The following is a 20,109-nucleotide window of genomic DNA, read 5'->3' on the forward strand; positions in this document are numbered from 1 at the left end:
TGAGCTTAATGTTCCTAGCGAGGCTTTCGTAGCACGATGCAAGGTTGAAGGTATGTGGCGGAGTACTTTTCGAAGTACCCGATCACATTTAGATTTTTTCGCCACTTAACTGCAGCGATCTCTGGCACGGTGCAGCCAGCCAACGCCATCCTTGTGATCGCCGTTCCACGAAGGTCATGGAACGTGAGGTCAACGACGCCAGCCTTCGCACAACATTTCCTCCACGAGGTGTTGAAGCCATCGCTTGTCCAGGCCCCGCCGCGGCTGTTTTTAAGGATGGTGCCATTGCCTATCTGAGTGCTTAGGACGCTAGCCAGTGATCCCATAGGCACCAAGACGCGCGCCTTCGTTTTGGACTGAGAGAACCGCAAATTGGAACCGTCAAAATTGTTCCAGGAGAGCCGCAGAAGGTCTCCTTTGCGCTGGCCGGTCCACAGGGCCAACTGAATGGCTAAACGCATGTGTGGAGGCGCAACGGCCTCAAACGCGGCCACGTCGGTGTCACTCCACGTCCGATCGCGTCTCTTCGATCGGTACAGTCGTCCGCCTCTCTCGGCGATGTTGACCGAAATTATTCCCCGGTCTTTCGCAAACGACAGGACACGAACCAAGACCATCCATGCGAAGTCTGCGCTGCGAGGCTTGTCGGCCATGCCGTCACGCCACTCCTTAAACTTGCCGCGCGTCGCAGGTTTTTGGAGTTCATCAAGGGAAAGGCGGCCGAACTCCATCCGGATCTTGTCAAGGTATCGATCGTATTCTTGACGGGTGACAGCCTTGGTGTGGCGGAAATCTGAAGAGCCGCGATATAGCGTTATGAGCGTCGACAAATTAGTGGGTGAGGGCGCTCGGCGCCGCTCGTGAGCCTGCCTAAATGCGCCATCAAGAAGTGGATCGCCCGGCTGAATTGGCTCGCCCTTGTCGTTCTTGAGCAGAGGGCCGACGAACAACACGAAGACAGTCTGTTGGGTCGTGGCGTGTTTTTCACGTATAGCGAGTGATCTGCTGTCACAAGAAGTTCGCTGAATCCAGATCCGCGGCGCGGCCTGATCGCTCCTCGGCTTCGTCAGCTATTTCAGCGCCCCAAGAGTACTATCAAGGTGGACGGCCGAGAGGAAACGGATCTTTGTTTAATAGCCGTCCCGTCGATCGGCGCTGCGCTGAGGTGGATATTGCCGGAAAAACCGCTTTTACTTCCACATCGCCCGCATTCGCGCACCCACATCGATGCGGATCTGCTGCGCGCTGCGTTCGGAAGCGGCAGCCGATACCAGTGGCCAGCTCATCGTTTCGAAAAATTGCAACAGCGTCGCCGGGATGAAGCGGGTTCTGGCGGCGTAAACATACCGGTCGCCCTGCTGACTCTGCCCGCCTGTGAAGAAGCGTTGGGGCGTGATCAGCGAAAGGCTGTCCTTGGCGCGAGTCATGGCGACATAGAGCAGCCGGCGTTCCTCCTCCAGTTCCTGGGTGGTACCGACACCGAGGTCGGAGGGGATGCAGCCGTCGACCACATTGAGGATGAAGACGGCGCGCCACTCCTGGCCTTTGGCGGAATGGATGGTCGAGAGGCTCAGATAATCCTCGTCGAGCAGCGGGACGCCGGCCTGATCGCTGGTGGCATCGGGCGGATCGAGCGTCAGTTCGGTCAGGAAGCGTTCACGTGATGGGTAGCCGCCGGCGATCTGCTCGAGCTGCAGCAGATCAGCCTTGCGGGTGTCCGCATCCTCATGCAGGCGTTCGAGATGCGGCTCGTACCACAGCCGAGCCTGCCCGATCTGGCCCGGCCAGTCATTCGGCGCCTGCCGCACGCCCACAAGCATTTGTGTAAAGGCTGCCCAGTCATCGCCGGTCTTCGGCGGCGACGGAATTTCGGCGAGGGCAAGCAGCGGCTCTGGGTCTGTCGCAATCGCATCGAGAATATTGCCAGCCTTCTTCGGTCCGATGCCTGGCAGCATCTGCAGCAGCCGGAAACCGGCGACGCGGTCGCGCGGGTTCTGTGCGAAACGCAGCACGGCCAGCATGTCCTTCACATGGGCGCTGTCCAGGAATTTCAGGCCGCCGAATTTGACGAAGGGGATGTTGCGGCGGGTCAGTTCCACCTCGAGCGGGCCGCTATGGCTGGAGGTGCGGAACAGCACGGCCTGCTGTTTCAGTGTCATGCCGCTCTCGCGATTGGCGAGGATCTGGTCGATGATGAAGTTCGCCTGCTCGGTTTCATCCTTCACCGTCACGAGTTTCGGGCGCTCCAGCGACTGCCGCTCGGTCCAGAGATTCTTGGTGAACCGCTCTCGCGCGAGATCAATGACGCCGTTGGCAGCCGCAAGGATCGGCTGCGTCGAGCGATAGTTGCGATCCAGCGTGATGATATCGGCCGCCGGGCTGAAGGAAGCCGGAAAATCGAGGATGTTTCGCACCGTCGCCGCACGGAAAGAATAAATCGACTGCGCATCGTCACCCACCACGGTCAACCCGCGGCCACCGGGCTTCAGCGCCATCAGCACCGATGCCTGCAACCGGTTGGTATCCTGATATTCATCGACCATCACATGGTCGAAGCGGTTGCCTATATCGTCAGCCAGAACGGGGTCGCTGACCATCTGGGCCCAGTAGAGCAGAAGATCGTCGTAATCGAGCACGTTCTGGACCTGCTTCGCCTCAACATAGGCCGCAAACAATTCCCTGAGTTCGCTTTCCCAGTTGGCAACCCATGGATAATGCTGGCGCACGATGTCCTTGAGTGGTGTCTGGGAATTCACGACGCGCGAATAGATCGCAAGACAGGTGCCCTTTGTCGGAAAGCGGCTTTCGGTTTTGGAGAAACCCAGCTCGTGCCGGGCAAGATTCATCAGGTCGGCGCTGTCTTCGCGGTCGTGGATGGTAAAATCGATGTTGAGGCCGATCTGCTCGGCATAGATGCGCAACAGCCGTGCACCAATGCCGTGAAACGTGCCGGACCACGCCAATGCATCTGTCATGATTGCTGAGTTTGCCCCGAGGACCTGCTTGCATATCCGTTCGACACGGCGCGCCATTTCGGAGGCTGCGCGCCTTGAGAACGTCATCAGCAGGATGCGGCGGGGATCGGCGCCATTCACGATCAGATGCGCAACACGGTGAGCCAGCGTATTGGTCTTTCCCGAACCGGCGCCGGCGATGATCAGAAGCGGACCGGCGACATGTCCATCCACCAGTCCAACACCATGCTCCACGGCCTTGCGTTGCTGCTCGTTCAGTTTTTCCAGATAGGCAACCGCCATCCTGCACTAATCCTCAATATTTGCCCCAGGCGAAGTTGCCTGCCCGAAAACGGCGGGCGACTGAGCCCGCGCGGCCATTTCGCCTTCGTGCCGCAATGATTAGCAAAGACTCAAACAGCAAGCCAGAACAAATGCTGAACGTAAAGGCCTTGGTGCACAGGTCCGGTTGGCGCCATTACCTGACAGTCGGCTTCCGAAGTCTCTTCTGCGAATGTTGCCTCAGCAGCGGAAGCGGATATGCTGTCGTCGCATTCGCCGGAAATCGGATGAGGCAGTTGTCTCATTGGTTTGAAATGATGAGATATTTCATGTGTTCCGAGGCGCTTTTTCTGCTTTTTCCGGGAGCGTTGAACCCGATCGGGTTTAACGGTCATTACCACGGAAGAGCCTTATTCACTGGGAGGAAAAAATCATGAGACGACTTAAATTCTGCCTGATCGCTCTGGCTGCAATCACTGCCTCGACATTTGCACAGGCCGAACAGAAAGCGATGAAATCCGATGTCACCATCGCTTCTGACCTCAACTACCTGCTTTATACGCCCAAGGATTACGTCGGCTCGAACAAGACCTATCCTCTTGTCGTCTGGCTGCATGGCGGCGATCAGGGCGGCAGCGACGTCGAAAAGTTACGGTCGAGCGGCTTGCCGAAAATGATAGAGGACGGACGTGAGTTTTCCTTCCTGGTGTTTTCACCCCAAAATCCGAGCGAGGAACTACTTTATCCGATCGAGCGTGTCGCAAGCGTTCTTGAAGCGGTGGTGGCCAACCACCGGGTGGATCGGGAACGCATCTATCTGATCGGCTATAGCCGGGGCGGGTTCGGCGCATGGTCCATGGCAGAGCAGTTTCCTCAAACTTTCGCCGCGGTGGTTCCGATTGCCGGCGGCGGCATTCGGCACTACCTCAATCGAACGAACGAGAAGGCGGCTTTCTGGGCCTTTCATGGTGCAAATGACGAGGTTATCCCGTTATCCGATACGGTGGTGCTCGTGCAACGTCTGAAGGAGCTGAAACGCAATGTCCGGCTTACCGTGTTTGAGGACACGGACCATCAGGCGGTCGAGGGAAAGGTGCTGAACGACGAGGCGATGTGGACTTGGTTGCTTGAGCAGAAGCTTGCGGGCGAAAAAGCATCCTCGGAACCATAAAATCCGGGCCAACCGCTGTTTTTTACAGCTGACATTGCCGTTTCTGCCGCGTTTTGCCATTGCAGCGCGGGCTTGCGATAATGTGCGACCCTTTCAGCGAATGCACTTTATCGCTTGACTCCCTACGCGGAGATGGTGCTAATACGCATTAGCTGCTAATACGTATTAGCAGGGAACGGATGCCGGAGGAGGGCATGGCGTGTCCAGTCACAGACGTCTCACGCAGAACGATATCGCCAAGCTTGCCGGTGTCAGCCAGGCAACGGTGTCGCTTGTTCTGAACGGCGCGCCGGCTGCGGTCGCGCGCATCCCGGACGAAACCCGGGAAAGGGTGCAGGCCGTCATTCGCCAGACCGGTTATGTTGCCGATCCGATTGCGCGGCGCATGGCCAAGGGGCTGAACCGGATCCTCGGCGTTTTCACCTATGAGCCAGCATTCCCGAGCGCCCAGGCTGACTTCTTCACGCCCTTCCTGCTGGGTATCGAAGAAGAGGCACAGCAGCAGGCTTATGATCTTCTGCTGCTGACGAGCGCCGGTGTCGGCGATAACCGCAAGATTTTCTCGGAAGGCAACAGGCTTCGGATTGCGGACGGCTGTCTTGTTCTCGGCCGCGAGTTTGATCGCAAGGAACTCGCCAGGCTGGTTTCGGAAGACTATCCCTTCGTCGCGATCGGCCGGCGTGAAGATGCGGGTGGGCCGGTTCCCTATGTCGGCGGTGACTACGCCGCGGGCACGCGTCAGCTTGTCGAAGACGCCATCGCGCTCGGACACACCAGGCTTGCCTATATCGGCCCTCATGGTCCGGCAGAATCGATTGCCGATCGCTGGCAAGGTTTCAGCGCGGCGCTCGCAGATGCGGCCACGATTGCCCTGCATATCAAGGCGGTCAACCGCCCGGCCGAGAAAATACTCGATGCCATCATTGAGAGCGGGGCCACAGTCGCCTTCTTCATAGAATTGGCCGATGCCGTGCGCGTGGAGGCGCTGGCGCGGGCGAGGGGGCTTGTCGTGCCGGACGCCTTTTCGATGATCGTGCTTGGCAGTCATATCAGGGCCGCTCGCAGCCCCGTGCGCTTCACCTCCTATGAAATTCCGCGCGAGGAGATGGGGCGGCAGGCAACCGCCATGCTGGTCAACCGCATCGAGACCGGCAGCGCCGGTGGGCAGATCCTTCTCAAATGTGAACCCGTCAAGGGAGAGACGTTGGGGCGGGCCCCGACCGGCTCGGCAAACAAGTCCTCAGTGAACAAAACGGATGTGACGTCGTGAAAGACATGAAAGCAGATATTCTCGTGGTCGGTGGCGGCCTTGGCGGCGTAGCGGCGGCACTGGCTGCCGCACGAGCGGGCAAACGCGTGATCATGACCGAAGAATACGACTGGATCGGCGGCCAATTGACCAGTCAGGCCGTTCCCTCGGACGAGCATACATGGGTTGAACAGTTCGGCATCACCCGGTCCTACCGGGCGCTGCGCAACGGTGTGCGGCAATATTATCGAGACCATTATCCGCTGACGGAAGGCGCGCGCGCGTGGGGCGACCTTAATCCGGGCGGCGGATGGGTGAGCCGCATCTGCGCCGAGCCGCGTGTCAGCCTCGCGGTCATGGAAAGCATGCTGATGCCATATATTGGCGCAGGTCGCCTGACGATACTCAAGCCCTGGCGTCCCGTCGGGGCCGATGTGGACGGGGACTTGGTTCGCTCCGTGACCCTCCGCCATCGCGACGGCGGCGCTGAAATCGTCATATCCGCCGATTACGTACTCGACGCCACCGAACTTGGCGATCTGCTGCCGATGACCGGCACGGAATATGCCAAGGGTTTTGAGGCGCAGTCGGACACGGAAGAACCGAGCGCGCCAGAGCACGCTCAACCGGACAATGTGCAGGCTGTCTCAATCTGCTTTGCCATTGACCACGTCGATGGCGACCAGACGATCGACAAGCCTGAGAACTACGACTATTGGCGCTCTTATCAGCCGCATTTCTGGGGTGGTCCGCTCCTCGGCTTCACCGCGCCGCATCCGCGCACGCTGGAGCATACCACCCGCTCCTTCACGCCAAATCCCGATGATAACCCGCTGCTGGTCGATGCCGACCAGCGCAAGGGCGGCGGTGATGAGAATCTTTGGATCTTTCGGCGCATCGCGGCGCGGAAAAACTTTGCGCCCGGCTTCTATCAGTCGGATATCTGCCTCGTGAATTGGCCGATGATCGATTACATGGATGGCACGATCATCGATGTGACCGAGGGAGAAAAGGCGCGCCACCTGAAGGCGGCGGCAGATCTTTCTTATTCGGTCTTCTACTGGCTGCAGACGGAAGCGCCGCGTCTTGATGGCGGGCAGGGGTTCCGCGGGCTTCGGCTGCGTGGAGATATCACCGGTACCGACCATGGGCTCGCCATGGCGCCCTACATTCGCGAGAGCCGCCGTATCAAGCCGGTGACGCGCATCGTTGAGCAGGATCTTTCCTACACGGTTCGCGGTGAAAGGGGCGCGGTCCGCTATCGCGACAGCATCGGTATCGGTATGTACCGCATCGACCTGCATCCATCCACCGGCGGCGACAACTACATCGACGTGCCATCCTGTCCGTTTGAAATTCCGCTCGGTGCGCTGATCCCGCAGCGGGTGAAAAATCTCATCCCGGCCGGCAAGAACATCGGCACGACGCATATTACCAATGGTTGCTACCGCCTGCATCCGGTCGAATGGAACATCGGCGAAGTGGCCGGGATGCTTGCGGCGCACTGCCTGGAAAATGGCGTCACGCCGCATCAGGTGCAGGAAGACGATGACCGCCTGGAAGCCTTCCAGACGCAGCTGACCCGTGAGGGCATCGAAATACGCTGGCCTGATATCGCGGCCTATTAGGACGGCGGTTTGCCGTCTCATCGAACCCATCTTTGGAGGAGGACCGGGAATGAACAATCATTTTAAACTGAAATCCACGGCCTGTGCGCTTGCCCTGATTGGCTCGTTTGCGTTTGCGGGCGGAGCGGTTGCGCAGGATGCGGTTAATCTGCGCATGACGATCTGGAGCGCCAACGAGGCGCATCTCAAGCTCTTCAACGAGATCGCAGCCGGTTTCAACAAGGATCATCCAAATGTCAGCGTGACTTATGAGTCCCTGCCTTTCGATACCTACACGACTGCACTCACCACACAGATCGCGGGCGGCAACGCACCTGACATGGCCTGGATTTTCGAGACGTCGGCTTATGATTTCGTCAAGTCCGGGGCGCTCTACCCGCTGACGGACACACTGAAGGCTGCGCCGGGATATAATCTTGAGGAGGTGGGTGCCGGCGCCACGGAACGCTGGTCCCAGGACGGTACGCTTTACGCCTATCCGTTTTCGACCTCGCCCTTCGCCGTCTTCGTCAATAACGATCTTATCAAGGCTGCCGGTGCCAAAACCCCTGCCGGCATGATCGCTGCCGGCGAATGGACGTGGGACAACGCCATCGCCACGGCGTCGGCTGTCGCCAAGACCGGAAAGGGCGGGCTTGTCGTCCGCGATTTCAATTACCAGAGCTGGCAATATCTCACTTCCGTCTGGAATGGCTGGGGGGCTTCACCCTGGAGCGCTGACGGCGCCACCTGCACCATGGCGGAAAAGCCGATGGCGGACGCCATTTCGTTCATCCACGACGCCATCTTCGACAAGAAGGCCATTCCGGGCCCCGGCGAGACGGTCGATTTCTTTGCTGGCAATGCGGCGATGACGATTACTCAGATCAGCCGTGCCTCGCTTCTGCCGAAGGACAAGCCATTTGGCTGGGACCTAGTGCCTCTTCCGAAGGGCCCTGCGGGCGATTATGCGCTGATCGGCCAGGCTGGTATCGGCGTCATGCAATCAGGCAAGAATGCCGAGACCGCGGCGCAATTCGTGGCTTACATGACCAATCCGGAAAATTCCGCCAAACTCAGCCAGTTCTTCCCTTCAGCGCGCAAGTCTTTGCTGAATGCGCAGGTGCTGAAAAAGACGAACCCGCTGCTCAGCGAGGAGCAGATCGAAAAGGTTGTCATCTCCGGCATCTCGACCGGCAAGGTCATGCCCGGCCATACCGGTTTTGCCCAGATCCAGCAGATCGTGCGTTCGAACCTCGACGCCGTCTGGCGGCCGCAGGCCGATGTGGCCGGCGCGCTTCAAAAAATCTGCGGCCAGATCGGGCCGCTCTTGAAGCGCTGAGGAGAAAACCATGGCTGTCGCGCAGGATATTGCCCGTACTCAGGATCGTCCGGCCCCGGCGTTCTGGACCATCGCGCGGCGCGACAGCCTTGCGGGATTCCTGTTCATCGCCCCGCAGCTGATCGGCATCGTCATCTTCGTTCTGATCCCGCTCGGGCTGGTGTTCTGGTATTCGCTGCATGAATGGAATGTGCTCGCCAACACCTTCACCTATACGGGTGCGCAGAACTACCGGATGTTGGTCGAGGACAGCAATCTTCGCGACGTCCTTGGCGCGACGGCGATTTTTTCGGCCGGGCTCGTCGTGTTCAACCTGTCACTGGCGTTGCTTCTGGCCGTATTGCTGAACCAGAAACTGGCTGGCATCGCGATATTCAGGACGCTGTTCTTCTCGCCGGTCGTCGTCTCGCTGGTTGCCTGGACGATCGTCTGGGGGTTCCTGTTGCAGAAAAATGGCGGCATCAACGGCATGTTGCTGATGGCCGGCATCGAAGGCCCCAACTGGCTGCGCGAGGAAACGACCGCGATGATTTCAGTCATCGTCGTCCAGGTCTTCAAGAATGTCGGGCTTAACATGATCCTGTTTCTGGCAGCACTTCAGGGTGTGCCGAAAGAACTCTACGAGGCGGCCCGCATTGACGGCGCGCCCGCCTTCAAGCAGTTTCGTCGCATTACCCTGCCGCTGATCAGTCCGACGATCCTGTTAACCTCGATCATTACGATTGTTGGCTCGCTGCAGGTTTTTGCGCAGATCGCAGTTCTGACCCAGGGGGGGCCAGGTCTCTCGACCACGGTGCTGGTCTATTACCTCTATCAGCAGGCCTTCCAGTTTCATTTCTTCGGCTACGGCTCGACGCTGTCCATCCTGCTGTTTGTGATCGTCGCCGTGCTGACTTTCGCCCAGTGGCAGATGCGCAAGAGGATCGTCTTTTATGAAAGCTGACCTTTCCCCACGCATGCAGGTCGCTCTTTACGGGTTGTTGTGCGTGCTCCTGATCCCGTTTGTCTTTCCGACATGGTGGATGGTGACGTCATCGATCAAGCCGATCAGTGATATCTTCGCCTTCCCGCCGCAATTCTTCCCGCAAAACCAGGACTGGACGAGCTATTCCAAGGTCTTCGAGTTGCAGCCTTTCGTGCGGCAATACTGGAATTCCGCCTATATCGCAGCTGTCGTGACGGCAGGAACGATGATCATATCGTCCATGGCAGGCTATGCTTTTGCGCGGATCCGGTTTCCGGGCGCAAATCTCATTTTCATGGTCGTGCTGCTTGGCCTGCTCATTCCGTCGGAAGTCACGATCGTGCCGCTGTTTCAGATGTTTCTGAAGGCGGGCATGGTCAACACACACTGGCCACTCATTCTTGTGCCGATCTTCGGTGCGCCCAGTGTTTTTGCCACTTTCGTCATGCGGCAGTTCTTCGTGACGCTGCCCGCCGAGCTTGAAGAGGCGGCGCGCGTCGATGGTCTCGGGCGCTTCAAGATATTCCGCAGGATCGCGCTGCCGCTGGCAAAACCGGCGCTGGCCTCGGTCGCGATCTTCACCTTCCTGCACTCCTGGAACCTGTTCCTTGAGCCCATCGTCTTTCTCTCCAGCGCAGAGATGTTCACGCTGCCGCAGGCGCTGACCCAATATACCGACGCCTATGGCGGACCGATGTGGAATATCCAGCTTGCCGCAGCGACGCTGACGGCGCTGCCCGTGCTCATCGTCTTCGTGATTGCCCAGAAGCAGTTCGTCGAAGGCCTCGCCCATACCGGCCTCAAGGGCTGAAGAACCGGATTTAATCGATGGCTAACGTAACCCTGTCCGACATCCGCAAAAGCTATGGCGCGGTAAAAACCATTCACGGCGTCGATCTCGATATCAGAGATGGCGAATTTGTCGTCCTCGTCGGACCCTCCGGCTGCGGCAAGTCGACCCTGCTGCGGATGGTCGCCGGTCTCGAAACGATCACGGGTGGTGAACTCAAGATCGGCGAGCGGATCGTCAACGATCTCGATCCCAAGGACCGCGACATCGCCATGGTGTTCCAGTCATACGCTCTTTATCCGCATATGACGGTCGCAACGAATATGGGCTTTTCGCTGGAGCATCGCGGCTCAAGCAAACAGGAAATCGCCGAGAAGGTGAACTGGGCGGCGGAGATCCTCGGCCTCACCGCATTGCTCGACCGTTATCCTCGCCAGCTCTCCGGCGGTCAGCGCCAGCGCGTTGCAATGGGCCGCGCAATCGTTCGCAATCCGCAGGTGTTCCTGTTCGACGAACCCCTCTCAAACCTTGATGCCAAACTGCGCGTGGTGATGCGTGGCGAGATCAAGGCCTTGCACCAGAAACTCAGGACCACCACGATTTATGTGACGCATGACCAGGTGGAGGCGATGACGATGGCTGACAGGGTCGTCGTGCTGAACGGCGGCCGTGTCGAACAGGTCGGGACGCCGCTCGAACTTTACGACCGTCCGGCAAACCAGTTCGTTGCCGGCTTCATAGGCTCACCTTCCATGAATTTTCTGCCCGGCGTGATATCGCAAGCCGGTTTTGAAACCGGCGGTGTGGTCCTGCCATTGCCGGCCGCTGCCGCCGCTCTTGCGGGAAAGGGGGCGACTTATGGCATCCGGCCCGAGCATTTCGCCCTTGATCCCGCGGGCGTACCGGCCGAGATCCTGCTCGTCGAACCGCTGGGATCGGAAACGCAGGTCACCATGACACTGGGTGGTTCGCGGGTGCTCGGCGTTTTTCGCGAACGCATAGTCCAGGCGGTCGGCGAGGAGATAAGGATATCCCCGTCTTTGGACGGCATTCATCTGTTTTCGGACGAGAACGGCAATCGGCTGAACTGAGCCCCGGCGCGCGTCCAGAAAGGTCCGGCCGCGCTTCAGCCATCTCCGCGACCGATTATCTCAAAGAAAGCTACTTTCGAACAGCTCGCCTGAATAGGCGGCATGGGTAACGCCTGCTTCAAGGTCGGCCTTGGTCAGCTCATCCACAAAAACGCCGTTCTGCATCACCAGCACGCGGTCGCACATATGGGCGATGACAGCCAGATCATGGCTGACGAGAACAAAGGTCAGATCGCGTTCTTCGCGCTGGTCGGCAAGAAGGTTGAGGATTTCGGCCTGGATGGAAACGTCGAGCGCGGATGTCGGTTCGTCGAGCAGCAGGATAGGTGGTTCGAGGATCAGCGCGCGGGCGATTGCCACGCGCTGGCGCTGACCGCCGGAAAGTTCATGCGGGAACCGCTCGGCAAAATGCGCGGGCAGGCCAACCTGTTGCAGGGCGGCGGGAACCTTCGACCAGCCGTCGCCAAGCCCCATGGCGCGGATGGGCTCGGCCAGAGCCCGACCGATGCGGTGGCGAGGATGCAGCGAACCGTATGGATCCTGAAACACCATCTGGGCCAGTTTCAGTTCGTCGCGGCTGCGGGTCTTGCCGACCGGTTTTCCATTAAAGCTTATCGAGCCGGTCCAGCCACCCTCCAGACCTGCCAGCGAGCGCAGCAAGGTCGATTTGCCGCAGCCGCTTTCGCCGACGATTCCGAGGGTTTCGCCTTTGTTGACCGTAAGGCTGACGCCGCGTACGACGTGGTTACGTTTTTCCTTGGCGCCGTAGACGACGTCGAGCTTGTCTACCGTGATCATCGCATCACCTCCGCATCGATTGCCTGACGATCCAACACCTTGAGACGCCTGACCGGATTGCGGGGATCGGGCATGGCCGCGATCAGGCCGCGCGTATAGGGATGCTGCGCATCTTCAAGCTTCGTCAGCGTTTCCACCACGCGCCCGCCATACATGACCAGCACGCGTTCGCAGAAGGTCGCCACCATGCGGATGTCGTGGCTGATGAGGATCAGGCCGGAATTGTTCTCGCGCACCATCTCGTCCAGAAGCAGAAGTACATCCTTGCGCACGCTGACATCGAGGGCCGAGGTCGGTTCGTCGGCGATGACAAGCTTCGGCTTGGCGAGCAGCATCATGGCGATCATCACCCGCTGGCCCATGCCGCCCGATATCTGGTGCGGATAAAGCGCCATCACGCGGTCGGGATCGTTGATACGTACGCGCAGCAGCATGTCGCGCGCAGCAGCCCTTGCCGCCTGGCCGGTAAGCGCCAGATGCAGTTCGGCGGCTTCCGCCACCTGTTTGCCGATGGGCAGTACCGGGTTCAGCGAATAACGCGGGTCCTGCATGATCAGCGCCATCTCGCTGCCGCGGATCGCGCCCATCTGCCGTTCGGTTTTTGTGAGCAGCGGTTCGCCGAGAAAATCCATTTTCTCCGCCGTCACGGTCGCGCTCTTCGGCAAAAGGCGCATGGCGGCCCGGCCGGTGGTGGATTTGCCGGAACCGGATTCACCGACGATACCGACCCTTTCGCGGCCGACGTCGAAATTGACGTTGGAAACGGCGGAAATGGCATTGCGCCCAAAACGGACATTGAGGTCGCGTACCGAGAGTATGGGAGTGCTGTCAGGAACGGGCATGACGCGGATCCAGAAGGTCGCGCAGCGTATCGCCGGCGATGTTGAAGGCAAGGCTCGTCAGCAGGATGGCGATGCCGGGCATGACGGCGACCCACCAGTAATCGAGCATGAATTTGCGGCCGCTGGAGATCATCGCACCCCATTCAGGCAACGGCGGTTGCGCCCCGAGGCCGAGAAAACCGAGCGAAGCAGCCGTCAGGATGATGCCCGCCATGTTCAGCGTGAGGCGAACGATGACCGAAGGGATGCACATCGGCGCGATATAGAGAAACAGGATGCGCAGCGGCGAGGCACCGTAGAGGCGGGCGGCGGCCACATAATCGGTGTTTCGCACCACCAGTGCTTCCGCGCGGGCGAGACGCGCAATCGGTGGCCACGCCGTCAGCGAGATCGCGATGATCGCTGTTCCGAGACCGGCTCCCATCGCTGCCGCAAAGGCAAGTGCGAGCACGAGCGAGGGGAAGGAGAGGACGATATCGGTCGCGCGCATTAAGATGGCATCGGTGCGCCCGCCGAAGAAACCGGCCATGCCGCCAATCGCAAGGCCGATCGGACCGACGATGACCGAGACCGACAGGACCGTCTGGATGGTGATGCGGGTGCCGTAGACGAGCCGGCTGAAAATGTCGCGGCCGAATTCGTCGGTTCCGGCCAGATGCGCCCAGCTGGGAGGCTGGAGCGCGTTTTCGAGCGCCTGGCGGGCAGGATCGTAAGGCGCAATGAGCGGAGCGAAAATGGCGACCAGTACCAGAACCGCCAGAATGGCGAAGCCGAACATCCCAAGTGGCTCGTCTGCGAGCTTCCTAAGTGTCCGCACAGTTGTTGTCGACAGGCGCGACAGGGCGCCGGGGCGATCAACGGTATTGTTTTGCGCGATATCGGTCATCGTGCGGCCTCCCGTGTGCGGGGATCAAGCGTGGTGTAGGCCAGATCGGCGAGGAAGTTGAGCAACATGAATATGAAGCCGATGACGATCGTGGCGGCGAGGATTGCATTCATGTCGCCGATGAGCAGCGCATTGGTCATATATTGGCCGATGCCCGGCCAGGAAAAGACGATCTCGGTCACCACGGCGCCTTCCAGCAGATTGCCGTAGGAAATTGCCAGAACGGTGATGAGCTGCACGGCGATATTGGGCAGTACATGGCGGGTTATGGTGCGTGCGGGGCTGACACCTTTGGCCCGCGCCGCGATGACGTAGTCCTGGCTCAGCTGTTCGAGGGTGAAGGCCCTCGTCATGCGGGTGATATAGGCCATGGCCATATAGGCAAGGATTACGGCCGGCAGGATGATATGCCCGAGCGCGTTCCAGAAGATTTCCGTCTCGCCCGCAAGCAGGCTGTCGACCAGCATCAGGCCGGTTCTGGGTTCCACCAGACCCTCGTAGAACACGTCCACCCGGCCGGGCCCTCCGACCAGATTGAGACTGGCATAAAAAATGACGAGCCCGACAATGCCGAACCAGAAAACAGGTATCGAATGTCCAACCAGCGCAAAGACACGCGCGAACTTGTCGATGAACGTATCGCGAAACAGGGCTGCGGCAAGGCCGAGGGGAACGCCGATGATTGTCGAGATGATGATCGCCAGGGTCGCGAGTTCGAAGGTTGCGGGGAAGGCCTGCGCCAGATCCCGCGTCACGGGATTGCCCGTCAGGATCGCGATACCGAAATCCCCATGCAGCAGGCCACGCAAATAAATGAAGAACTGCTGATAAAGTGGCAGATCAAGGCCAAGCCGCGCCCTCATGGCCTCATAGGCCTTTGGATCGGCAAGCTCGCCGACGATTGCTCCGACCGGATCGGTCGGCATCACACGGCCTATGATAAAGGTGATGCAGAGCAGGATGAAGAGGCTGACGATCAGTTGCAGAAAACGATGCCCAAGCCCGCGCAGTGAAATCTCCGTCATTGCTGGCCGCACTTCCTTGAGAGAAATCCGTCAGCGGCCGGCCCTCTGCCCGCTGCTCGCCGCAGACGCGCAATTCTCTTTTGTAAAAACTCTTGATGGTACTTCATCCCAACCCCTCCCTGAGTTAACATGAAAACATATGACGTGCCGCCACGTCATCATATGAGTAACGAAGGGATTCATATTCTGCAAGAGGGAAGACTGGCATGATTGGCGACAAAGCGAGGCCGCGGGAGAGGCGGGCGCAACAGATCATCGATAATCTCAGCGCAGAAATTCGCAGTGGAAAACTGAAAAATGGCGACCAGCTTCCCACGGAGCCGCAATTGGAACGCGCTTATGGCGTGAGCCGGACGGTGGTCCGCGAAGCGATTGCCGATTTGCGTTCTGCCGGTTACGTCGTCCCTATCCAGGGCAAGGGGGTTTTTGTCAGTAGCGACAGTGAATGGGCCGGCGTGAAACTGACGCAGTCTGAAGTTGGCACCATTGCCGAGACGCTGGAAATGCTGGAGTTCCGCCTGGCAACGGAAGGGGAGGCGGCGGCGATCGCAGCCTATCGCCGGACGGCCCAGCAGGAAGCGGCAATCTCGGCGGCGCACCGGAAAATGGCCCGTGCCATCGACGCTGGCGAATCGACCGTCGATGCGGATTACGAATTCCATTCGGCCATCGCGACCGCAACCAATAACCGCTTCTATCTGGAGGCATTGCGCCAGTTCGGTTCACGCTCGATACCGCGTGGGCAGTTCCCAACGCTGCCTGAAACCGGCGACGCGAATTATCTTCGCAAAGTCCAGGCCGAGCACGAGGCAATCCTGCGCGCCATCGTCGAGCAGGATCCCGATGCGGCCCGAAAAGCCATGCGTGAACACATGCTGGCAAGCCAGCGGCGATACAGGCTGCTCTCGGAGGCGCAATAGCATCTCGACACTCATCTTATTTCATGCGATGTCATATGATGACTTGCATGGAGAGAGGAGAGAATCGATGTATGTCGGCACCCAGGTTGCTGCGCGCGATGACGAGGATTACAAGGTCTGGGCGCAGCTCGGCGTCAAAAACATCAGCGCGGATCCGCCCGGAGCACCCGCGAGCTGGACTTTCGAGGATTTCGAGCGCCACCGTGACAAGGTCGAAAGCTTTGGCCTTGTCCTCGATATGGTGCAACTGCCGTTGCCGTCCCGGCCCATCGAGCAGGCGTCATATCCCGATATCCTGCTTGCCGGCCCGGATCGCGACCGGCAGATCGATGCCGTCTGCGCGATGATCGAAAATATCGCGAGGGCCGGAATTCCTGCCGCGAAATACAATCTCAACCTCATTGGTATTCCGCGCACGGAGATGGAGCGCGGCCGTGGCGGTTCGCTCAACGAGGCATGGCGCTGGGACAAGGCGGACCATGATGCCGCACCGGGCCTCGCCGGCGTCCTGTCCGAAGACGAGAACTGGGAACGCATCGACTACTTCCTTGAACGGGTCGTGCCGGTTGCCGAAAGCAACAGGGTGCGTCTCGCCTGCCACCCCCATGATCCCTATACACCGCCAGGCTACAGGGGCGTAACCCGTGTGCTCGGAACGGTCGATGGGCTGAAGAAGTTCGTGCAGATGCGCGAGAGCCCCTATCACGGCCTGAATTTCTGCCAGGGGTCAATCGGCGAGATGCTTGATGATCCGCGCGAGGAGATCGACGACATCATCCGCTGGTTCGGCAGCCGCGACAAGATTTTCAACGTCCACTTCCGCAACATCAGCGGCGGGAAATTGTCCTTCATGGAGACTTTCCCCGATGAGGGGGACATGGACATGGTGCGCTCGCTGAAACTCTATCACGAACTCGGTTATCGCTACATGATCATGCCGGACCATGTGCCGACGATTGCCGGACGCGATCCCGTCGGCGTCGCTTTCGCCTTCTGCTACGGCTACATCGCAGCCTTGATCGAAGCACTTGATAACAAACATCTTTGACCGTTTTGGCGCGCGACGCCCCGCTGCGTCGCGGCTTTTCCCGAACATCAATTACCGATCTGTAGGAGGAGCAGGTATGAAAAAAACATTGATCCGTCTCGCATTCACCACCGTTCTTGGCGCTATGCTCGTGCAGGGATCGCCCGTCGCGGCCAAAACCCCCAACGACCAGCTGGTTATCGGCACGTCGCTGGCCCAGGTGCTGTCACTCGACCCCCATCAGGCCACCGAGGCAAAAGCCAATGAAATCATGGCCAATCTTTATGATCGCCTGATCTCGGTGGACGGTTCCGGCAAGGTTTCGCCGCAGCTCGCCGAGCGCTGGGAAACGGATGAGAAAGGCATCACCTTTCATCTTCGCGAGGCGAATTTCGCCTCCGGTAACCCGGTGACCTCGGCCGATGTGGTTTATTCGCTCAGCCGCCTTCTGAAGATGAACCAGGCGGCCGCAGCGAACCTCAAGCGCGTGGGCTACAATGCCGACAACATCGACAAGCTGGTAAGTGCTCCGGATGAAAAAACGGTTCGCGTCGATCTTTCGGGTGAAACGACTTCGGAATTGCTGCTCTATCGCCTCGCCATGGTCATTGCCAGCGTGGTCGACAGCAAGGAACTGAAGTCCCACGAGGTCAATGATGACTGGGGGAATGCATGGCTGAGAACGAATTCGGCCGGCTCCGGCCCGTTCACGCTCAACCGCTGGTCGCCGAATGAGATCATCATTCTGGAGGCGAATAAGGACTATGTGGCCGGCAGCCCCAAAATGCGCCGCGTCATCGTGCGGCATGTGCCGGAAAGCCAGGTTGAACGCCTGATGCTGGAGCGCGGCGATATCGACATCGCCAGCGCGCTGACGGCTGCGGATCTTGCGACCTTCAACAACAAGGACGGTTTCCAGATCCAGCGTGTGCCGACGGGCGGTTTTTACGTCCTGTCCATGAATGCCGGCAAGGAGCCCCTGTCCAACCCCAAGGTCCGCGAAGCGATCGCCTACGGCATCGACTACAAGGGCATGGAAAAAACCATCATGGGTCCCTACGGCCGGGCGCGCACGGTGCCGGTACCAGAGAATTTCGAATATGCCATTCCGAGCCCGGATTGGAAGCTCGACGTGGAGAAGGGAAAAGCGCTCCTCAAGGAGGCCGGCTACGAGAACGGTTTCACGCTTAATCTGAAGACGATCGCGCAGACGCCGCGCATCGACCTCGCCACCGCGATCCAGGCCACGCTCAGCCAGATCGGTATCAAGGTCGATATCCAGCAGGGTAACGGCTCGGACGTGATTGCCGCGCACCGCGCGCGGGATTTTGATCTGCTCATTCCGCAGACCGGAGCCTACATGCCGAATGTTCTGGGCTCGATGGAACAGTTCTCCAGCAACCCGGACAACTCGCTTGCCGCCAACAATGCCGGCAATTTCGTCTGGCGCTCGGCCTGGGATATTCCGGAACTGACCGCGCTCACGGCAAAGGCGTCACTCGAGCCTGATGCCAAGAAGCGCGGGGAAATCTACACCCAGATGCAGGAAATGTTCGTCGCGCAGAAGCCGGCGGTGCTGCCGATGTTCGAGAGATTCGAGCCGATCGTGCTGAATGCACGCGTCAAGGATTATGTGGGCCACCCCAGCCAGACGACCCGGCTTGAAAAGGTCACGAAGGACTGACGGCAAAGCATAGTTTGCGAAACAGGTGACGGGCGGTTTTACCGCCCGTTTTTATGCGTGACTGGGCCAATGCGCCAGAGTCTTCTCCCGCACATTGACCAGGCATACAGCGCCGGTACGGGAGATAGTCGTGCGCCATCCCGTAATTTCAGGGGGTTTTCTCAAGGACTTCATCGGTTTAGACCGTGCGGCAACTTTTCCTTCCGTCGGGCGAGAGTCGCGAACTCCGCTCACCTACCTCCCGAAGAATGCGTTGACGACTATGAACCTTGCACAGATAAAACTTCCGTCTCGGCCACTCAGCCTCAAACGTGGCGTCATTTCGGTGCCGGCAGCCTATTATTTCTCCGTTCCCGTGCTTCTCGTAATCACGATTGTCATGCTGGTAGCCGAAGGCCCGGGTGTCGTGCGTGACTACAAGATCAGCCAGGATCCGCTGGAGATTGAAAACGGCGATATCAGCGGCAGCTGCAAGACACGCAAGGCGATCTTCACGACCTGCAAGGCCAATCTTTCCTACGACCATGCGGGCGTGAGCTACAAGAAGGATGTCGAGGTCATGTTCGTCGATCTCCATTCCGGCGATTACGAAACCGGGCTGGTCATCTCCGCGAAGAACCCGGAACTCGCAACGATTTCGCTGGGTCTGGACATGCTCTGGAACCGCATCATCACACTCGGCGTGTTCGTCTTTCTGCTTGGTTTCGGCAGTCTCGCCATGCTGTTCACACTTGTCCGTATGCTGCGGGTCCGCCTGCAGCTACGCAACCCGGCGCCCTTGACCGTTATTCCGGTGGCGCTGACGGCCGTTGCAGAAAAACGCAGCCGTCTTTTCGTGACCTATGCCGATACGGTCAGAGACGATAAAACCAAGCGGCAATCCTTCACGCATCTGGAACGGGGTCGCATTCCCGTTGTCATCGGCAATACCGGCAAACAGGATGTGGCACTTGCAGTCCTGCATGGTAACGGCGCCTTGCCTGTCCTGCTTGACGATCAGCTGGAGCGGATCGACCTGACGGAACAGGAGCGGGCGGAAGCTCTCGCATCGCTCGCCCCGATGGTCGCGCACGAGACACAGGAGGCTGCCGCCGCCCAGGCCGCGTCGATGAACAAGGGGCCCGGTCTCCTGCGCCGGCTCGGGACTTTCGTCGCCATCCTCGCCGTCATCATCGTGGCGGTGATGGGCTACTGGCTGTGGTATGTCACAAGCGCTCCGTCGCAATTCAATTCCCCCGGCATGGACATCAACAACATGCTGCCGGCGGCACTCAACGAGTGGGGCTGCGCCCGCCTGCAAGAACGCTTCTCTGACGGCCGGGCTCCGTTTGGCTGCGCCGCCGCGGATTATCAAAGCTGGAAATAAAGGGTTTTCCTTTTTGCCGTCGGGTCGGTTTGCCAAAAGCGTTACAGCCTGGCACACCGGCCCGGACTCTACTCAGGATTCTTGTTGAGAAGAGGCAGATATCAATAGTTG

General features: G+C 59.3%; 17 protein-coding genes. 11 read left to right on the forward strand and 6 right to left on the reverse strand.

What is annotated here, in order from left to right:
• Positions 1-14: 14 nt before the first annotated feature.
• Positions 15-953 (reverse strand): tyrosine-type recombinase/integrase, encoded by a 939-nt coding sequence (locus tag K7A42_RS06870; protein ID WP_282455029.1) that lies wholly within the window; start codon positions 951-953, stop codon positions 15-17.
• A gap of 237 nt (positions 954-1,190) precedes the next feature.
• Positions 1,191-3,257, reverse strand: a complete 2,067-nt coding sequence (locus K7A42_RS06875) for an ATP-dependent helicase (protein ID WP_174150467.1) — start codon at positions 3,255-3,257, stop codon at positions 1,191-1,193.
• 412 nt (positions 3,258-3,669) lie between these two features.
• On the opposite strand from K7A42_RS06875, the gene K7A42_RS06880 reads away from it, so the two are divergent.
• From K7A42_RS06880 to K7A42_RS06910, 7 genes are all read left to right on the forward strand, one after another.
• Positions 3,670-4,407 (forward strand): prolyl oligopeptidase family serine peptidase, encoded by a 738-nt coding sequence (locus K7A42_RS06880; RefSeq protein WP_174150468.1) that lies wholly within the window; start codon positions 3,670-3,672, stop codon positions 4,405-4,407.
• A gap of 199 nt (positions 4,408-4,606) precedes the next feature.
• Entirely contained in the window at positions 4,607-5,677 is a 1,071-nt protein-coding gene (locus K7A42_RS06885) for a LacI family DNA-binding transcriptional regulator (protein WP_135856277.1), read from the forward strand.
• 5 nt (positions 5,678-5,682) lie between these two features.
• Entirely contained in the window at positions 5,683-7,284 is a 1,602-nt protein-coding gene (locus tag K7A42_RS06890) for an FAD-dependent oxidoreductase (RefSeq protein ID WP_174150478.1), read from the forward strand.
• Between the two features lie 49 nt (positions 7,285-7,333).
• Positions 7,334-8,605, forward strand: coding sequence for an ABC transporter substrate-binding protein (locus K7A42_RS06895; RefSeq protein ID WP_174150469.1), 1,272 nt, complete (start codon positions 7,334-7,336; stop codon positions 8,603-8,605).
• A 10-nt stretch (positions 8,606-8,615) separates the two neighbouring features.
• Positions 8,616-9,548, forward strand: a complete 933-nt coding sequence (locus K7A42_RS06900; protein ID WP_022563789.1) for a carbohydrate ABC transporter permease — start codon at positions 8,616-8,618, stop codon at positions 9,546-9,548.
• Positions 9,538-10,380 (forward strand): carbohydrate ABC transporter permease, encoded by an 843-nt coding sequence (locus K7A42_RS06905; RefSeq protein WP_111814127.1) that lies wholly within the window; start codon positions 9,538-9,540, stop codon positions 10,378-10,380. Before K7A42_RS06900 ends, K7A42_RS06905 begins: the two co-directional genes overlap by 11 nt.
• 17 nt (positions 10,381-10,397) lie before the next feature.
• Entirely contained in the window at positions 10,398-11,450 is a 1,053-nt protein-coding gene (locus tag K7A42_RS06910) for an ABC transporter ATP-binding protein (RefSeq protein WP_108081281.1), read from the forward strand.
• A gap of 60 nt (positions 11,451-11,510) precedes the next feature.
• Here the strand turns inward: K7A42_RS06910 and K7A42_RS06915 are convergent, their stop codons facing one another.
• Genes K7A42_RS06915 through K7A42_RS06930 form a run of 4 tightly spaced genes read right to left on the reverse strand, consistent with a single transcriptional unit; the run spans position 11,511 to position 15,001 of the window.
• Positions 11,511-12,248, reverse strand: a complete 738-nt coding sequence (locus K7A42_RS06915; protein WP_034498002.1) for an ABC transporter ATP-binding protein — start codon at positions 12,246-12,248, stop codon at positions 11,511-11,513.
• Positions 12,245-13,090: an ABC transporter ATP-binding protein gene (locus K7A42_RS06920; RefSeq protein WP_174150470.1), complete on the reverse strand. Its 846-nt coding sequence runs from the start codon at positions 13,088-13,090 to the stop codon at positions 12,245-12,247. The genes K7A42_RS06915 and K7A42_RS06920 overlap by 4 nt, the downstream gene beginning before the upstream one ends.
• Entirely contained in the window at positions 13,077-13,976 is a 900-nt protein-coding gene (locus K7A42_RS06925; RefSeq protein WP_174150471.1) for an ABC transporter permease, read from the reverse strand. Before K7A42_RS06925 ends, K7A42_RS06920 begins: the two co-directional genes overlap by 14 nt.
• Positions 13,973-15,001 carry an ABC transporter permease gene (locus K7A42_RS06930; protein WP_022563795.1) on the reverse strand — a complete coding sequence of 343 codons (1,029 nt, stop codon included), beginning with the start codon at positions 14,999-15,001 and terminating at the stop codon, positions 13,973-13,975. The genes K7A42_RS06925 and K7A42_RS06930 overlap by 4 nt, the downstream gene beginning before the upstream one ends.
• A 206-nt stretch (positions 15,002-15,207) precedes the next feature.
• Between K7A42_RS06930 and K7A42_RS06935 the strand changes: the two genes are divergently transcribed.
• The 4 genes from K7A42_RS06935 (at position 15,208) to K7A42_RS06950 (ending at position 19,998) form a co-directional block, all read left to right on the forward strand.
• Positions 15,208-15,921 (forward strand): FadR/GntR family transcriptional regulator, encoded by a 714-nt coding sequence (locus K7A42_RS06935; RefSeq protein WP_004444769.1) that lies wholly within the window; start codon positions 15,208-15,210, stop codon positions 15,919-15,921.
• Between the two features lie 67 nt (positions 15,922-15,988).
• A complete protein-coding gene (locus K7A42_RS06940; RefSeq protein WP_004444768.1) occupies positions 15,989-16,969 on the forward strand; it encodes a mannonate dehydratase in 981 nt (326 codons plus the stop codon).
• A gap of 124 nt (positions 16,970-17,093) precedes the next feature.
• Positions 17,094-18,632 (forward strand): ABC transporter substrate-binding protein, encoded by a 1,539-nt coding sequence (locus K7A42_RS06945; protein ID WP_234899139.1) that lies wholly within the window; start codon positions 17,094-17,096, stop codon positions 18,630-18,632.
• A 262-nt stretch (positions 18,633-18,894) separates the two neighbouring features.
• Entirely contained in the window at positions 18,895-19,998 is a 1,104-nt protein-coding gene (locus K7A42_RS06950) for a hypothetical protein (protein WP_174150479.1), read from the forward strand.
• Positions 19,999-20,109: the final 111 nt, after the last annotated feature.

Source organism: Agrobacterium sp. InxBP2, assembly GCF_026191755.1.
In the GTDB taxonomy this organism is placed as follows: domain Bacteria; phylum Pseudomonadota; class Alphaproteobacteria; order Rhizobiales; family Rhizobiaceae; genus Agrobacterium; species Agrobacterium pusense.

What these genes read in the sequence shown, in the direction of transcription:
- K7A42_RS06880 (WP_174150468.1), top strand. Translation starts at nt 3,670, where the DNA reads ATGAGACGACTTAAATTCTGCCTGATCGCTCTGGCTGCAATCACTGCC.
- K7A42_RS06925 (WP_174150471.1), bottom strand. Translation starts at nt 13,976, where the DNA reads ATGACCGATATCGCGCAAAACAATACCGTTGATCGCCCCGGCGCCCTG.
- K7A42_RS06950 (WP_174150479.1), top strand. Translation starts at nt 18,895, where the DNA reads ATGAACCTTGCACAGATAAAACTTCCGTCTCGGCCACTCAGCCTCAAA.
- K7A42_RS06910 (WP_108081281.1), top strand. Translation starts at nt 10,398, where the DNA reads ATGGCTAACGTAACCCTGTCCGACATCCGCAAAAGCTATGGCGCGGTA.
- K7A42_RS06895 (WP_174150469.1), top strand. Translation starts at nt 7,334, where the DNA reads ATGAACAATCATTTTAAACTGAAATCCACGGCCTGTGCGCTTGCCCTG.
- K7A42_RS06935 (WP_004444769.1), top strand. Translation starts at nt 15,208, where the DNA reads ATGATTGGCGACAAAGCGAGGCCGCGGGAGAGGCGGGCGCAACAGATC.
- K7A42_RS06915 (WP_034498002.1), bottom strand. Translation starts at nt 12,248, where the DNA reads ATGATCACGGTAGACAAGCTCGACGTCGTCTACGGCGCCAAGGAAAAA.
- K7A42_RS06875 (WP_174150467.1), bottom strand. Translation starts at nt 3,257, where the DNA reads ATGGCGGTTGCCTATCTGGAAAAACTGAACGAGCAGCAACGCAAGGCC.
- K7A42_RS06945 (WP_234899139.1), top strand. Translation starts at nt 17,094, where the DNA reads ATGCTCGTGCAGGGATCGCCCGTCGCGGCCAAAACCCCCAACGACCAG.
- K7A42_RS06890 (WP_174150478.1), top strand. Translation starts at nt 5,683, where the DNA reads ATGAAAGCAGATATTCTCGTGGTCGGTGGCGGCCTTGGCGGCGTAGCG.
- K7A42_RS06940 (WP_004444768.1), top strand. Translation starts at nt 15,989, where the DNA reads ATGTATGTCGGCACCCAGGTTGCTGCGCGCGATGACGAGGATTACAAG.
- K7A42_RS06920 (WP_174150470.1), bottom strand. Translation starts at nt 13,090, where the DNA reads ATGCCCGTTCCTGACAGCACTCCCATACTCTCGGTACGCGACCTCAAT.
- K7A42_RS06905 (WP_111814127.1), top strand. Translation starts at nt 9,538, where the DNA reads ATGAAAGCTGACCTTTCCCCACGCATGCAGGTCGCTCTTTACGGGTTG.
- K7A42_RS06930 (WP_022563795.1), bottom strand. Translation starts at nt 15,001, where the DNA reads ATGACGGAGATTTCACTGCGCGGGCTTGGGCATCGTTTTCTGCAACTG.
- K7A42_RS06900 (WP_022563789.1), top strand. Translation starts at nt 8,616, where the DNA reads ATGGCTGTCGCGCAGGATATTGCCCGTACTCAGGATCGTCCGGCCCCG.